At 61.7% G+C, this 14,801-nt stretch carries 12 protein-coding genes; 9 read left to right on the top strand and 3 right to left on the bottom strand.

What is annotated here, in order from left to right:
* Positions 1–259: 259 nt before the first annotated feature.
* Positions 260–1,648: an MATE family efflux transporter gene (locus H7B90_RS24960; protein ID WP_185138618.1), complete on the top strand. Its 1,389-nt coding sequence runs from the start codon at positions 260–262 to the stop codon at positions 1,646–1,648.
* An 83-nt stretch (positions 1,649–1,731) separates the two neighbouring features.
* On the opposite strand, the gene H7B90_RS24955 is transcribed toward H7B90_RS24960, so the two are convergent.
* The 3 genes from H7B90_RS24955 to H7B90_RS24945 form a co-directional block, all read right to left on the bottom strand.
* Positions 1,732–2,727, bottom strand: coding sequence for an aldo/keto reductase (locus H7B90_RS24955; RefSeq protein WP_185138617.1), 996 nt, complete (start codon positions 2,725–2,727; stop codon positions 1,732–1,734).
* Between the two features lie 582 nt (positions 2,728–3,309).
* The gene (locus H7B90_RS24950) at positions 3,310–4,371 is read right to left on the bottom strand and encodes a BadF/BadG/BcrA/BcrD ATPase family protein (protein WP_185138616.1); all 1,062 of its coding nucleotides are present in this window, start codon (positions 4,369–4,371) and stop codon (positions 3,310–3,312) included.
* Positions 4,368–5,669: a 6-phospho-beta-glucosidase gene (locus tag H7B90_RS24945; RefSeq protein ID WP_185138615.1), complete on the bottom strand. Its 1,302-nt coding sequence runs from the start codon at positions 5,667–5,669 to the stop codon at positions 4,368–4,370. Before H7B90_RS24945 ends, H7B90_RS24950 begins: the two co-directional genes overlap by 4 nt.
* Before the next feature lie 295 nt (positions 5,670–5,964).
* On the opposite strand from H7B90_RS24945, the gene H7B90_RS24940 reads away from it, so the two are divergent.
* The 8 genes from H7B90_RS24940 to H7B90_RS24905 all read left to right on the top strand — a co-directional run bounded on the left by H7B90_RS24940 (position 5,965) and on the right by H7B90_RS24905 (position 14,786).
* The gene (locus tag H7B90_RS24940) at positions 5,965–6,828 is read left to right on the top strand and encodes a MurR/RpiR family transcriptional regulator (protein ID WP_185138614.1); all 864 of its coding nucleotides are present in this window, start codon (positions 5,965–5,967) and stop codon (positions 6,826–6,828) included.
* A gap of 658 nt (positions 6,829–7,486) precedes the next feature.
* Positions 7,487–8,401, top strand: coding sequence for an N-acetylmuramic acid 6-phosphate etherase (gene murQ, locus H7B90_RS24935; RefSeq protein WP_185138613.1), 915 nt, complete (start codon positions 7,487–7,489; stop codon positions 8,399–8,401).
* A 172-nt stretch (positions 8,402–8,573) separates the two neighbouring features.
* Positions 8,574–10,046 (top strand): ABC transporter substrate-binding protein, encoded by a 1,473-nt coding sequence (locus tag H7B90_RS24930; protein ID WP_185138612.1) that lies wholly within the window; start codon positions 8,574–8,576, stop codon positions 10,044–10,046.
* Between the two features lie 79 nt (positions 10,047–10,125).
* Positions 10,126–11,028 (top strand): carbohydrate ABC transporter permease, encoded by a 903-nt coding sequence (locus H7B90_RS24925; protein WP_185138611.1) that lies wholly within the window; start codon positions 10,126–10,128, stop codon positions 11,026–11,028.
* Positions 11,029–11,044: 16 nt separating this feature from the next.
* Entirely contained in the window at positions 11,045–11,908 is an 864-nt protein-coding gene (locus H7B90_RS24920) for a carbohydrate ABC transporter permease (RefSeq protein ID WP_185138610.1), read from the top strand.
* A complete protein-coding gene (locus H7B90_RS24915; protein WP_185138609.1) occupies positions 11,905–13,107 on the top strand; it encodes an anhydro-N-acetylmuramic acid kinase in 1,203 nt (400 codons plus the stop codon). Before H7B90_RS24920 ends, H7B90_RS24915 begins: the two co-directional genes overlap by 4 nt.
* Before the next feature lie 6 nt (positions 13,108–13,113).
* Positions 13,114–14,085, top strand: a complete 972-nt coding sequence (locus H7B90_RS24910; protein ID WP_185138608.1) for a GNAT family N-acetyltransferase — start codon at positions 13,114–13,116, stop codon at positions 14,083–14,085.
* The gene (locus H7B90_RS24905; RefSeq protein ID WP_185138607.1) at positions 14,082–14,786 is read left to right on the top strand and encodes a PIG-L deacetylase family protein; all 705 of its coding nucleotides are present in this window, start codon (positions 14,082–14,084) and stop codon (positions 14,784–14,786) included. The genes H7B90_RS24910 and H7B90_RS24905 overlap by 4 nt, the downstream gene beginning before the upstream one ends.
* Positions 14,787–14,801 lie beyond the last annotated feature (15 nt).

Raw genomic sequence — 14,801 nt, 5'->3', positions numbered from 1 at the left:
TTTTTTGCGCTCTTTTCCCCATTCCGAGGATCTTCGAGCAATCCCGCCTTATCCGGAGCTATCCGCGGGAGGGCCCGGCTCCGGCCGCGTATCGGCGAATTCCGCCTTCTAACCGGCGTTGACAGCCCCTCACCCCGGTGATAGTATCTAACCCGAAGTCAACGGGCTTCTTCGCGATTGGCCGCACCTTCATAAGACAACTAGCAGAGCTCTTCTTACGGAAGAGTTCTTTAACTTTCAGAGAAGAGAATGTGATGATGTGGTTCCGTCCAAAGGGTTAAGCCGCAAGCAAGCGTTCCTGGACAAATACTTGTCCGGAGAATCGACCGATTACCGGCAGATCGTGGCGTTATTCCTGCCGATTCTGATCGACCAGGCGTTCATCGTCGGTCTGAACCTGCTGAACACCGCCATGATCAGCTCGTCGGGAGTGGCCGCGGTCGGCGCCGTGAATATGGTCGACTCTCTTAATATTTTTCTGATCAGCGTGTTCGTGGCCATCTCCACCGGGGGGACGGTCTTGGTCGCGCAGTACAAGGGCAGCGGCAATCCGCAGATGGTGTCGAAGGCGGCCGCCAGCACGGTGTCTTCCGTCTTCCTGTTCGCCGCCGCCATCAGCCTGCTTATGATCGCGTTCCACGGACCGACCTTGAATCTGCTGTTCGGTTCGGCGGCTCCGGACGTTCTCGCCAATGGCCGGACGTACTTCATCGGAAGCTGCGCGTCCTATGCCGGGATCGCGATCGTGGAGGCGGTGTGCGGAGCGCTGCGCGGAATCGGGAAGTCGCGCGCGTCGCTGGCGCTGTCCTTGATCATGAACCTCACTTACGTGGCGCTGAACGTCGTGTTCATCAACCTGCTGCATATGGGCGTTCTCGGGATGTCGATCGCCGTGAACGTCTCCCGCTATGCGGCGGCGGTCTGCGCGATCCTGTACCTGGTGCGAATGGACGCGAGCCTGCGCTTCCGAATTCGGGACGCGTTCTACGTCAATCTGGCGATGTTCCGGAAGATCCTGTCGATCGGACTCCCGTTCGCGGCCGAGCAGATGTTCTTCAACGGGGGCAAGCTGCTGACCCAGGTGTTCATCGTCAGCATGGGCACGAACGCGATCGCGACGAACGCGATCTGCTCCTCGCTGGCCGGCGTGTTCCAGATCCCGTCCAACGCGCTGTCGATCGTGACGATCACCGTCGTCGGGCAGTGCATGGGAAGCCGGAACGTCGCCGACGCCCGCAAGTTCACGAAGTCGTTCCTGTGGACTTCTTCGCTGTTTTTCACGGCGATGCTGCTCGTTCTTATGCCGCTGTTCAAGCCCATCGTCGGCTTGTTCCATCCGCCGGCCGAGATCGTGGACGACATCTTCACGGTGACGCTTATTAACGCGATCGCCCAGATTCCGCTCTGGGCCGTCAGCTTCCTGCTGCCGTCGGCGCTTCGCGCGGCGGGCGACTCGAAGTTCACGTCCGTCATGTCGATGCTGTCGATGTGGCTGTTCCGGATCGTGCTCGGCTACATTCTGGGCATCGTGCTGGACTTCGGAATCGTCGGCGTCTGGCTGGCGATGAACTGCGAGTGGGGCGTGCGCGGGCTGATCTTCCTCTGGCGCTTCCGCGGGGAGAAGTGGTACCGGCGACGGCTGGTTTAGGGCGAATGCAGGAAGAAGGAGAAGAGCCCCATGATCCCTGGGTAGGGACATCGGGCTCTTTTTTTTGTTGCGAAGATCGCCGGCTATTTGAATCGATAGGCGCGGGGCTCCTGGAACCAGAAGCTGCCGTCCTGCGAGAAGTCCCGGTAAGGACTCGGGGACACGAGGTCGACCTGCCGAAGATCCTCGTCCGTCAGCTTCGCCTCGAGCGCTTGAAGATTCGATTCCAGCTGCGCCTCGCTGCGGATGCCGACGATCGGAATGACGTTCTTCCGCAGCAGCCAGGCCAAGGCGAACTGCCCGAGCGTCATCCCGCGCGATTCCGCCCACTCCGCGAGCCGTTCTACCTTCTCCAGCTTCGCCTTGTTCGCTTCGGAATCGACGTCCATGCGCTCTCCGCGGGAGTTGTCCGGAAGGGGACGCCCGACCCGATACTTGCCCGACAGCCAGCCGCCGTCCAGCGGCGAGTACGCGAGCGTGGCCAGACCGTGCCGGTCGCACGCGGGAAGAATCTCTTGTTCGATGTACCGGTTGAAAATATTGTAGCTCGGCTGGTTCGAGACGAACCGCTCCAGGTTCATCCGGTCGCTGACCCAGAGGGACTCGACGATTCGCCACGCCTCGAAGTTGGAGCAGCCGATGTAGCGGACCTTGCCTTGGGTCACCAGGTCGTCCAGCGCCCGCAGCGTCTCGTCCAGCGGCGTGTACGGGTCCGGCCGGTGCACCTGGTACAGGTCGATGTAGTCGGTGTTCAGCCGCTTGAGGCTGGCTTCGACCTGCCGCATAATGCGATAGCGGCTGGCGCCTTCGCCGTTCGGGCCTTCCGCGGTGCGGACCTTGAACTTCGTGGCGATAATGACGCGGTCCCTGCGGCCTTGGATCGCTTTGCCGATGATCTCTTCGCTCGTTCCTTTCCCGTAGGTGTCGGCGGTATCCAGGAAGTTGATGCCGGAGTCGAGCACCCGGCCGATGATCGACAGCGACGTCCGTTCGTCGAGGTCCCAGTCCCCGTACGTCATCGTGCCGAGACACAGGCGGGACACCTGCAGGCCGGTCCGGCCCAGATAGGTGTATTCCATGATGGCGAATCTCCTCCTCTTGGCTAGGGTGGACATGCGTTCGAATCCTATTATAGCGCAGTTCGGGAAGGAGGATGGGAGGGCGAGGACCGGCAAGCGGCGATCTTGGGGATGGGATTGGAGAGTGGTTATACGCTTCGGCGGGGGAGCGAGTGGAAGAATCCGACTTGCCGAGGCTGCGGGAAAAGGGATTCTCGATTAGGGCGGCCTTTTATTGCCTTCTAAATCAGCAACCCCGCGACAGCCCCGGCTTACCGTCTTCCGTTAGTGCCTTTTTATCAGTAACTTCGCCTCATCCTCTCCTCTCAGTCTCCACGTTAGTCCCATTGGCTGAGACACTTGAGCGGGAAAACGGGGGGGAGAGGGCGAAAGTGACTCAATGGCTGAGGTAAATTAGCGGGAAAACGGGGGAGAGGGCGAAAGTGACTCAATGGCTGAGGTAAATTGGCGGGAAAACGGGGAAGTGGGCGAAAGTGACTCAATGGCTGAGGTAAATTGGCGGGGTTGCGGGGCGCGTGCAAAAGGAAAAGCCCATCCCCGGGGATGGGCTTTAAAATGAAACGGCCATAGGCAAAGCGGGCCTTACAGACCGAGCCGCTCGACGGCCTGGATGACCCGGCGGCGCAGCGCCGGGTCCAGCAATCGAGCGGGAGCGGCGCCCCCGCGGGGCGAGTCCGCGTCCGCCGGCAGGCCGCGCGCGAGCTCGAGCGCCCACAGCACGGCGCCGGTCGCCGGGGGCACGCGCAGCGTCACGAACCGGCAACGCCGGCCGGTCAGCGAAGCGACGTGCTTGCGGTAGAGATCCGCGAGCACGGGGCTCTCCGCCTTGGCCCAGACGGAGCCGGCCAGCACGACGTCGACCTCGGAGTCGCCGAAGTCGAGGCCGTTCAGGCAGCCGACCGTGGACAACGCGAGCTGGCGGGCCGAGTGGTCGACGATGCCGAGAGCCGCGGCGTCGCCAGCTTCGGCGGCGGCCAGCAGCAGCCGGATGAGCTCGGTCGTCGGGAGCGTCCGCTCGATCAGCCCCTCCACCGCGAAGTCGATGAACAGCTCCTCCGAAGGAACGCCGAGCAGCCGCATCACGGGTTCCGCCAGCCTTGTGGCCGGGCCCAGCCGGTAGAACGAATCGTACACGGCGCGAAGCGTCCTTCTCGCCAAGTAATAGCCTCCGGCTTCGTCGCCGGACAGATCGCTGCCGACGCCGCCGACCTGCAGCCTCGCTCCGCCAGGAGAGATGCCGCCGGTCACGGTGCCGGAGCCGTTCACGGAGCAGATGCCGAACCCTTGCTCGCTTCCGGCCTTGATGCCGAGGAACGAGTCGTTGTCCACCGCGTACCGCGAGAACCCGATCCGCTCGACCACCCGGCGCAGATTCCGCTTCTGGGACGCGATGTCGGCGCCGGCGAGGCCGAACGCCCCGGCCGCCACCTGTTCCATCGACAGCCCGTTGCGCTCCAGCAGCCGCCGGATCTGCTCGTCCATGATCCGATACGCGCTCTCGTAGCCGTCCGGGAACCGCTCATGGCTGCATGTGCCGGACCGGATATGGTCGACGAAGCTCCCCTCCGCGTCGAACAGAAGGTAGTCGGTTTTGCTGTTGCCGCCGTCGACACCGATGACATACGACGCCGATGACGCGGTCATGCCGGGCTCGTCTCGCCCTTGAAGAATTGGGGAAGATACGCCTTGTGGGCTTCCTTCAGCTCCCGGAAGCAGGCGAGCGCCGTATCGTAGTCGCCGACGAGCGGGTTCATCATCAGCGCGCGCATGGCGGCTTCCTCGCTGCCGGTGACGGCCGCCTGGACGGTCTCGCGCTCGTAGGCCTTGACCATGCGCATGTAGTCGATGATATGCCGGTTGGCAAACCCGGGCAGCGCAATCGGCTTCGCCCCGTCCTTGCCGATGACGGCGCCGATCTCGACGGCGTCGGTGTCCTCCATGAACTCCAGCGCCCCGCGGTTCAGCAGGTTGACGACGTGTACCTCTTGCTTGTCGTTGTAGATGGCGTCGACCAGGCTGATCGCCACCTCCGAATAGTTGGCCCCGCCGCGGGACGACAGCAGCTCCGGCTTGACGTGAAGCTCGGAGTCCGCGTAGATGCCGAGCAGCTCCTCCTCGATCCGGATGCACTTCTCCCCGCGGGACAGCTCGCTCTCCCGAAGGATTCGCAGCTTCTTCTCCTTGAAATAATAGTATTCGAGATAAGAGGACGGGATGGCGCCGACCGTCTGGATCAGCTCCCGGCTAAATCCGCTGGACGGAATGTTCTTCATCGCTTCGCTATTGAGTCCCATCGCGAGAGCGCCCTGGAGGTAATCCTTCCCGTCCTGCTCGATCGCCGTGATCCAGCTCAGATGGTTAAGCCCGACGTAGGTGATCTCCGCCCGCTCGAGGCCGAGAGAGGACCGGATACTGCGGAACATGTTGTACGGAACGTTGCACAATCCGAGCATCTTCACGTCGGAGTGGTTCAGCAGCGCTTCCGTGAGAATGCCGGCCGGGTTGGAGAAGTTGATCAGCCAAGCGTCCGGGCACAGCTCCTTCATCCGCTTCGCGATGTCCAGCATGACCGGGATGGTCCGCATGGCCTTGAAAAAACCGCCGATTCCGCACGTCTCCTGGCCGATAAGGCCGTAGCGAAGCGGAATCTTCTCGTCCAGCACGCGGGCCGGCAGCTTGCCGACGCGGATCTGCCCCAGCACGAAGTCGGCGCCCTCCAGCGCCTCGTCCAGATTCTCCGTCAGCACGACGCGGCACGACAGGCCGGCGGCCTTCAGCATCCGGGCGCCCAGCTCGCCGACGATGTCCAGCTTGCGCCGGTCGATATCCATCAGCGCGAGCTCGGTCAGAGGGAGAACGTCCTTCCGTTTGATGATCCCTTCGATCAGCTCCGGGGTATACGTGCTGCCGGAGCCGACGATCGCGATTTTCAGCTTCTTCATCGGTCTTAACCACCTCTCGCGATTGCGCGACTTGCGCTTCCAGATGCCGTCATTATAGCACGGGCTTCAAAATTGTAACAATAAATTTACAAAATAAAATTTCATGATGATAATATTGTTTTAAAATAAATAATCATATTCTTGCGATTCGATTGCCAATATTTATCAAGAGCTTTCTTGTGTTTTCAGAGAATTGCGCTTAAGATTAAAGTGATTTTGCTAAGAGAGACGGCTTATTCAGACCAGTCATCCGCGGAGAAGGCGAATAAAATACGAGGACGAGTAGGGGCACGAGATGGCGATCCATAACAACATTCTGATCAAGATCCGGGACATGAGGGACAGCTTGACTCCGGTGGAGAAGCTGGTGGCGGACTACGTGCTGGCGAACGTGGAAGAGGTGCCGCACCTCTCGGTCAAGGCCCTGGCGCAGCTGAGCAAGACGAGCGACGCCTCGGTGCTCCGGTTCTGCAAGACGATGGGCTACAGCGGCTACCGCAGCTTCATCGTCAGCATATCGGCGTCGCTCGGCTCGATGGAGGAAGAGGAGCGCGACCAATACACCGACATTCGTCCGGGAGACGACCTGTCCGTCATCATCGCGAACATCGCGCTGAACAACAGCAAGTCGATCGAGGACACGCTCAGCGTCATCGACCGCAAGGAGGTGGCCCGGGCCGTGGAAGCGATCCGGTCCTGCAACCGCCTCGTGCTGTTCGGCGTCGGCGCGTCCGGGATCGTGTGCCGGGACGCCGAGCAGAAGTTCACGCGCATCAACAAGATCTGCCACGCCTATACGGACGGCCACAGCCAATTGACCGCCGCGACCCTGCTCGGGAAGGGGGACGTCGCCGTCTTCGTCTCGAATTCCGGAAGCACGGCGGACATCCTCGATTCGCTGGAGATCGCGAAGAAGAATCGCGCCGTGACGATCGCCATCACCAAATACAACAAGAGCGAGCTCGCCGACAAGTCGGACATCGTGCTCGGCATCTCGACGCCGGAGCTGACGTTCCGGAGCGGGGCGATGGGGTCGCGCATCGCGATGCTGACCGTCGTCGACATGCTGTTCGCCGGAGTGGCCAGCGCGGAGTACAAGAACGTGAAGAAGCATCTGACGAAGACGCACAACGTCCTGGCGGGCAAGTACCGCAAGTAGGTTCGCAAGCGACATTATCGTGCTTCCGCGAGCCCCGTTCGCTAGCTTCGGGAGTCTAGTTCACGGGTTTCGATCCGAATCGCATCGTTCCGGTTCATAGGTCCCGTTCTCTAACGAACCCAGGAATCGCTATTTCGCGTTATAAGCGATATTTTGAAGCTCTAACGAACTCCAGCGATCTTATTTAAGGCCATCCGGGGGAAAAACGGGCTTCCGGCACGAAATAGCGTTTATACGATTCGTTAGAAACGAAAATCCCCGATTTTGGGCAAAATAGCGTCTCCTCGATTCGTTAGCCGTCCCGCCGTTAAGCGCCCCCTCCCCTAACCGGTACGGGAACCGGCTGCGAATGAAGAAGCTCTGCGCTGCACGCCCCCTAAAGATAAGCGATTCCGAGCCCGCAAGTCCGTATATGAGCGGGGCGGTTTTGGGCGAAATACCGCAAACATCGGTCAGCTAGCGGCCGATGTTTTTTATTGTCTTTTCATAAATGTTTACTCCAAAAAATATATTCACAATAAAATTAAATTTCAAAATGTATTGACGATCCGTTGATCTCCCCTTAATATGGACCTAACAACCAAGACGACGTTGCACAGCGGCCGCGATAGACGAGTGCACGACCGACAACTAACTTGGCAGGAGAGAAGGGAACGACATGAACGAATATCTCGCCGGACTGGTGACGGAAGAGATCAATCCGAACACGCGGATGATTGACGAATGCACGACCGAGGAGATGCTGAGGCTCTTGAATCGCGAGGATGCCAAGGTTCCGGCGGCGGTGGCGGACGAGATTCCCCAGATCGTGAAGGCGGTAGACATTCTGCACCGGCTGCTGAAGAACGGTGGAAGAATGTTTTATATAGGGGCCGGCTCTTCGGGACGGCTGGGCGTTCTCGACGCCTCGGAATGCCCGCCCACCTTCGGCGTGGATCCGTCGCTCGTGCAAGGACACATCGCCGGCGGGGACATCGCGCTAAGGGTAGCCGTCGAAGGCTACGAAGACGACGAGGAGGAGGGGATCGCCTTAATCGAGCGGTGCGGGGTGACGGACAAGGACGCCGTCATCGGGATCTCCGCCAGCGGCAGCGCGGCGTTCGTCATCGCGGGGCTGCGAAGGGCTTCCGAGCTCGGGGCCGCGACGATCGGGGTCGTGAACAACAAGAATTCGAAATTATCGGAATTTTGCGATGTGTGCATCGCCCCCGTGGTCGGCCCGGAAGTGATCATGGGCTCCACCCGGCTGAAGGCGGGCACCGCCCAGAAGCTCGTGCTCAACATGCTGACGACGGGCACGATGGTGAAGCTCGGCAAGACGTACGACAACCTGATGGTCGATCTCAAGGCCAGCAACAACAAGCTGTACGACCGCTCCGTCCGAATTATCCAGGCCGCGACGGGCGTGGGCGAGGAACAGGCGGCCGACTACTTGAACCGGGCATCCATGAGCGCCAAGCTGGCGATTCTGATGATCCGGACCGGGCTGGAAGCTTCGGCGGCCGAGGAAGCGCTTACGCGGCATGACGGCAACCTGAAGGCGGCGATTCGCGCTTACGCGGGCTCCGTCTGATCGGCGGGAGCGCGCCGGATACGCGTCTAAGCGAAGCGCGAAGCAAGAAGTGCGAAGCAAGGGGCAAGGGGCAAGGGGCAAGAAGCTTGAAGCACGAAGCAAGGGGCAAGATTGCTAGAAGCAAGATGCAAGACCGTGGCAGATGGACAATCAAAGGGGAGGATGATTGGCAATGGCAAAGAAACGTCTTACTCTGGCATCCGTACTGGCATTCACCTTATCCGTATCCGCATTGACCGGCTGTTCGTCGGGAGGCGGCGACAACGAGAAGAACGCGTCCCCGAGCCCCTCCGGTTCGGCGAGCGCGCCCGCTTCGTCCGGCGCTTCCGGCGAATCCGGCGCCAAGGACACGATCACGGCGCTGCTGCCTCCGGTCTCCGCGACGTATCAGGACAACTTCGAGCAGATGGCGAAGGACTTCAACGCCCTCTATCCGAATCTGACGCTCAAGATCGAGCCGGCCAGCTGGGAGGACATGACGCAGAAGCTCGACACCCAGGTGAACGCCGGCAGCCCGCCGGACATCGCCTTCATCGGCTCCGACGGCATCTCCAAGTACGTGCAGCAGGGCATGCTGATGGACATCAGCGACACGGCGACGCCGGAGATGATCGCGGACTACGAGCCGGCCCCGCTGGAATATATGAAGAACGGCAAAGGTCTGTACGGCTTCCCGGCCTACATGGAGATCCACGCGATCGGCGGCAACAAGCAGTTCCTCGAGGAAGCCGGCATCGACTGGAAGAACGTGCAGAAGAACGGCTGGACCTACGACGAGTTCCGCGAGGCGATCAAGAAGGGCGTCGTCAAGGAAGGCGACAAGACGAAGCGGTACGGGTTCGTCTTCGCCACCGCCGGCGTCGCGTCCAAGGATTACCTGAACATCCTCGTCAAGAACGCGGGCATGCCGTCGGCGTTCACGAAGGACCTTAAATACGCTTATACGAGCAAGAACTACCTGGAAGTGCTGAAGGACGTGCGCCAGCTGATCGACGACGGCTCGATGCCGAAGGAGCTGAGCTCCATCGACGCGGGCAAGCGCTGGAACATGTTCCTGACCGGCCAGACGATGATCACCGGCAAGGGGCTGGCGACGTTCGAGAACTCCGCGAACAAGAACAACTCGAAGATCGACGCCAACGACGGAAGCGCCGTGGAAGGCAGCATCAAGGCCGACTACATCGTCCTGCCCGTGCCTTCGTTCCTCGGCCAGCCGGCCGTATCGACGCCGGCGGTGGACGGCTACGTCACGTTCCGCGGCAAGAAGGAGCCGACCGCCGAGCATAAGGCGAACGTCGTCAAGGCGGCCTACTTCCTCGCCAGCGGCAAGATCGCGGCCCAGACCAACAACGAGCTGTTCGTCGCCCACATCACGAAGACCGGCAAGGAAGCGGCCGCCAGCATGACGGTGAACCGCAACCCGGACAACCAAGCGGCCGTCGAAGTGCTTCTGTCCCACGCCGCCCCGGCCCGCCCCGACATTCCGACGGAGCTCGGCGCCAAGGCGATCAAGCTGGAGGACGAAGTCATCATTCCGAAGCTTCAGGCGCTGCTCGCGAACGAGATCAAGCCCGAAGACATGTACGAGGCGGTCAAGAGCGCCGCGATCAAGGAATTCGGCCAGGACGGCGTCGTAACGGATTAACGAGAGCCGGCTCCGGGCGGCCGCGGCACCCCGCGGCCCTCCGGAGCCCGCTTCGGAACGGGGAAAGGAGTCAGGCCCTATGGCACGGCTGGCCAGAACGAACAAACGAAGAATCTTCCATGCGGACGGGGCTTGGGCCTACGGCTTCATCGCGGTCGCGCTGCTCGTCTACGCGATGTTCACGGCCTATCCGGTCGTCAGCGCCTTCTTCATCAGCTTCCAGGAATACAAGCCGCTCGGCTCCGTCTACGTCGGCCTCGACAACTACAAGAACACGTTCGGCGAATCGCTGTTCTGGAAGTCGATCCGCAATACGATCGTCTACACGGCGCTGACGGTGCCGATCTCGCTTCTGATCTCGTTCGCGATCGCGATTCTGATCCTGCCGTTCAAGAAGCGCCTGCAGACGGCCTTCAAGGCGATCTATTACTTGCCGGCCGTCGCCTCCGGCGTCGCGATGTCCGTCGTCTGGCTGTGGATCTACGATCCGCTGCCCTCCGGCCTCATGAACCGGCTGCTGGACGTGTTCGGCATCCCGAACCAGAACTGGCTCGGCTCGAGCGCCACGTCCATGTTCTCCCTCGTGCTCATGGCCTGGCTGTCCAGCCACGGCACGAGCATCATCATCTACCTGGCCGCGCTGCTCGGCATCGACAACAGCTACTACGAAGCGGCGGACCTGGACGGCGCCTCCTTCTTCCAGAAGCTGTGGCACATCGTCCTGCCGTTCCTGAAGCCGACGACGCTGTTCCTGCTCGTCACCGGAGTCATCGGGTCGTTCCAGGTGTTCCAGAACGCGTACCTGATGACGGGCGGAGGCCCGGATAACGCGACGACGATGGTCGGCCTGCTTATTTTCAACAACGCCTTCAAGTACTTCGAATACGGCGAAGCGGCCGCGCAGTCTCTCGTGCTCGCGCTTATCATCGCTATCGTCTCGTATTTCCAATTCCGATTCCTGGGCAAGGACGTCGAATATTAGGGGAGGAGCGAACGGCATGGCGCTATACAAACAACATTCCGGCGGCAGACCGGCCGCCCGGGTCGCTCGGAACTCCGCGATCGCGGTCGTCCTCCTCGTATTCGCGGCGGCGACGCTGTTCCCGATCTACTTCATGCTCATCTCTTCGTTCGGCGATCCGATCGAAGCCGGCGCCGCCAGCTATCGGCTGTGGCCGGGCAAGTTCACCTTCGCCTCCTACAAGTTCTTCTTCGACTTCAGTCCGCATTCCTATCGCTGGCTGCTCAATTCGATCATCGTGGCCGGATCGGTCATGGTCACCAACGTCGTCTTCGCCAGCCTGGCGGGCTATGCCTTCTCGAAGATCCGCTTCGCGGGACGCAACGTCCTGTTCTCGCTGCTGCTGAGCGCGATGATGATTCCGTACCAGGTGACCCAGGTGCCCCTCTACATTCTGATCGTGAACGTCTTCCACATCGAAAATACGTACAGCGCCTTGATTCTTCCCGGCCTGGTGACGGTATATAACATTTTCCTTGCGAAGCAGTTCATGAGCTCCATCCCGAACGAGATCATCGAGAGCGCCAAGGTGGAGGGATGCAGCCAGTTCCAGATCTTCACCAAGGTGATCGCGCCTCTGTCCAAGACGGTATTGGCCGTCATGGCGATTCTGACCTTCATGGACAGCTGGAACACGTTCTTCTGGCCGTTCCTCGTCACGAACTCGATGGATATGCAGACGATCCAGGTCGGGCTCAAGAACTTCCGCTTCGCCAACACGACGTACTTCTCCCCGATGATGGCGGGCGCGGCCATCTCCGCGATTCCGATGTTCATTCTGTTCTTCAGCCTGCAGCGGTACTTCCTCGAAGGCGTGACCGTAGGCGCGGTGAAGGGATGAAGACGGCGACGGAGGACACTCGCGGGCGGCGGCGCTATGCTGTCGGGCTCATGTCCGGCACGTCGGTGGACGGCATCGACGCGGCGGTCGCCGAGATCTCGGAGGACGAGGGCGGACGGGTTCGGGCAAGATTGCTGTCATTTGAAAATAAGCCGTACCCCGCGCCGGTCCGGGAAGAGATCTTCCGGCTGTTCGAGCCCCGGGAGGCGACGGTCGACCGGGTCGGACGGATGAACGCGCTGCTCGGCGAGCTGTATGCCGAGGCCGCGCTGTCGGCGATCGCGGCGGCCGGACTCGAGCCCGGGGACATTGCGGTCGTCGGCTCGCACGGGCAGACGATCTATCATTCGCCGGAGCCGCAGAACGCCGAAGGCTACGAGCTGCGCTACACGGTGCAGATCGGCGAAGGCTCCGTCATCGCGGCTCGCACGGGCATTCCGTGCGTGACGGATTTTCGCGCGGCGGACATGGCGGTCGGCGGGCAAGGGGCGCCGCTCGTTCCGTTCACGGAGTATCTGCTGTACCGGGAGGAGATGAGGACGCTGCTGCTGCAAAACATCGGCGGCATCGGCAACATCACCGTTCTCCCCGCGGGCTGCGCGCCGGAAGAGGTGATCGCCTTCGACACCGGGCCGGGCAATATGCTCATCGACGGGCTCGTCTCTCGGTTCTGCCCGGGCAAGGCGATGGACGAAGGCGGGGCGATCGCGAGAAGCGGGAGCATGGACGAAGCGTTGTTGGAAGCGCTTCAGCAGGAGCCGTACTATCGGCTGCCGCCTCCGAAGTCGACCGGCCGCGAGCTCTTCGGCGCCGCTTACGTCGACAAGCTGCTGGACATGGGGCGCGAGCGCGGCCTGAGGCCGGAGGATCTGATCGCGACGGCGACGCAGCTGACGGCCTGGTCGATCGGCGATGCGTACCGCCGCTTCGTTCTCCCCCGCCATCCGGCGGAGGCGATGATCGTCGGCGGCGGGGGGAGCTACAACCCGGCGCTGCTGGACGGGCTGAAGCGGGAGCTGGAGCCGATGGGCGTGCGCGTCCTGACGCAGGAGGAGGCCGGCCATCACAGCGACGCCAAGGAGGCGGTCGCGTTCGCGCTGCTTGGGTTATGCGCATTGGACGGCAGGACGGGCAACCTTCCTTCGGTGACGGGAGCGAGCCGGCCGGTCGTCCTCGGCAAACTATCGGACTCGAGGTGAAGCCGCATGATCGCGTCGTGGAACGACTCTTATATAGAAGGAACGATCGCGCTATGGAACGGGGAAGCGACGAAGGACGGCTATAAGGAGATGACGGCGGAGAGCTTCCGCCGCGTGATCCTGGATCACCCGTACTTCGATCCCGAATCCGCGTTCGTGCTGCTGGCGGACAGACGGGTGAAGGGCTTCGCGTGCGGCTGCGCGGGCGACGATCTGCCTCTCGGCGACGTCGCGGGTTATATCACCTGCATCGTCGCCTCCGAAGACGTTCGCGGCGAGGAGACGTACGGCCTGCTGCTGGACGCCCTGGAGCGCCGCTTCAAGGAGCTGGGCAAGCGGCAGGCGGACGTTCTTTTTTTCAACCCGATGCAGCTCCCCTGGTACATCCCGAATACGCCCGGGCACGAGCATAACAATGCACCCGGCGTACCGGTGGACGGACCGCTGTATCCGTTCCTGCTCGGCCGGGGCTACGTCGAGCGGGCCCGCGAGAACGCGATGTACTTGCCGCTGGCGGAATTCTCCCTGCCGGCCGAGACCGCCGCGAAGGAAGCGAAGGCGGCCGCGGGCGGGTACGAGGTCGGGCTGTACGATCCGGCGATGCACTCGGGGATCGAGGAGATGCTGGACGGATTGAACAATCCGTTGTGGCGAAGGGAGATCGCGGCGTGCGCCCGGGAAGGGAAGCCCGTCGTCGTCGCGTCGAAGGGAGGGCGGGCCGTCGGCTTCGCCGGCCCGGTCATCCGCCAGGAGAACGGCCGCGGCTATTTCTCCGGCATCGGGGTGCACCCCGACCACGAAGGGCACGGCCTCGGCACGATTCTGTTCTACCGGCTGTGCGAAGCGTTCAAGGACATCGGAACGACGTACATGTCGCTGTATACGGGCAGCACGAATCCGGCTTTGCGGATCTACGAGAAGGCCGGGTTCGCTACCGTCAAACAATTCGCGGTTCTGCGGAAGGAGCTTCTAGGATGAGCGAGCATAAGCAAACGATATTGGCGATCGGCGGGCATGTCGGGGATATGGAGCTGACGGCGGGCGGAGTGCTGGCGAGCCACTCGCTGAAGGGCGACCGCATCGTCACGCTGGCGCTGACGGCGGGGGAGCGGGGCGTGCCAGAGGGCCGCGAGGTCGGCGAATACCGGCGGCAGAAGGTTCGGGAAGCGGAGGAGTTCGCGGAGCTGCTGGGCGGCGAGGCGATCGTTTTCGACGTTCCCGACGGGGAATTGCGCAACGACGAAGACATGCGGCTTCGCGTCTGCGACGTCATTCGGCGGGTTCGGCCGAACGTCATTATTACTCATTTTAAAAGCAGCATGCACAAGGACCACAACACGACCCACCTGATCGTGAACGACGCGCGTTATTACGCGGGTCTGAAGCCGCTGGAGCGCGAGCGGCCGGCCCACTTCGCTTCGCGTCTCTACTACGCAGAGAACTGGGAGGACGCGGTCGATTACAAGCCGTACCTCTACGTCGACTTCGACCAGGAAGCGTATGACCTGTGGGTGAAGGCCGCCTCCCGGCACTGGTTCGTGACCGGCAGCAAGTCGTTCCCGTACCTGGAATACTACAAGCATCTCGTCCGGGTTCGCGGCATCGAAGCGCGCAAGGCATACGCCGAGACGTTCATGATTCCGCCGGAGACGATGCGCGTTCTGAAGTCGGAGCTATAGGACGGGACGGGAAGG

The organism is Cohnella xylanilytica, assembly GCF_014212175.1.
GTDB classification, from domain to species: Bacteria; Bacillota; Bacilli; order Paenibacillales; family Paenibacillaceae; genus Cohnella; species Cohnella xylanilytica.
Note: the sequence above shows the minus strand (reverse complement) of the source record. Positions and strands in the feature narration are given on the sequence as shown.

Excerpts from the sequence above, each read along its gene's own strand:
- H7B90_RS24940 (WP_185138614.1), top strand. The coding sequence starts at position 5,965 with ATGGCGATCCATAACAACATTCTGATCAAGATCCGGGACATGAGGGAC.
- H7B90_RS24950 (WP_185138616.1), bottom strand. The coding sequence starts at position 4,371 with ATGACCGCGTCATCGGCGTCGTATGTCATCGGTGTCGACGGCGGCAAC.
- murQ (WP_185138613.1), top strand. The coding sequence starts at position 7,487 with ATGAACGAATATCTCGCCGGACTGGTGACGGAAGAGATCAATCCGAAC.
- H7B90_RS24955 (WP_185138617.1), bottom strand. The coding sequence starts at position 2,727 with ATGGAATACACCTATCTGGGCCGGACCGGCCTGCAGGTGTCCCGCCTG.
- H7B90_RS24915 (WP_185138609.1), top strand. The coding sequence starts at position 11,905 with ATGAAGACGGCGACGGAGGACACTCGCGGGCGGCGGCGCTATGCTGTC.
- H7B90_RS24905 (WP_185138607.1), top strand. The coding sequence starts at position 14,082 with ATGAGCGAGCATAAGCAAACGATATTGGCGATCGGCGGGCATGTCGGG.
- H7B90_RS24910 (WP_185138608.1), top strand. The coding sequence starts at position 13,114 with ATGATCGCGTCGTGGAACGACTCTTATATAGAAGGAACGATCGCGCTA.
- H7B90_RS24930 (WP_185138612.1), top strand. The coding sequence starts at position 8,574 with ATGGCAAAGAAACGTCTTACTCTGGCATCCGTACTGGCATTCACCTTA.
- H7B90_RS24925 (WP_185138611.1), top strand. The coding sequence starts at position 10,126 with ATGGCACGGCTGGCCAGAACGAACAAACGAAGAATCTTCCATGCGGAC.
- H7B90_RS24920 (WP_185138610.1), top strand. The coding sequence starts at position 11,045 with ATGGCGCTATACAAACAACATTCCGGCGGCAGACCGGCCGCCCGGGTC.
- H7B90_RS24945 (WP_185138615.1), bottom strand. The coding sequence starts at position 5,669 with ATGAAGAAGCTGAAAATCGCGATCGTCGGCTCCGGCAGCACGTATACC.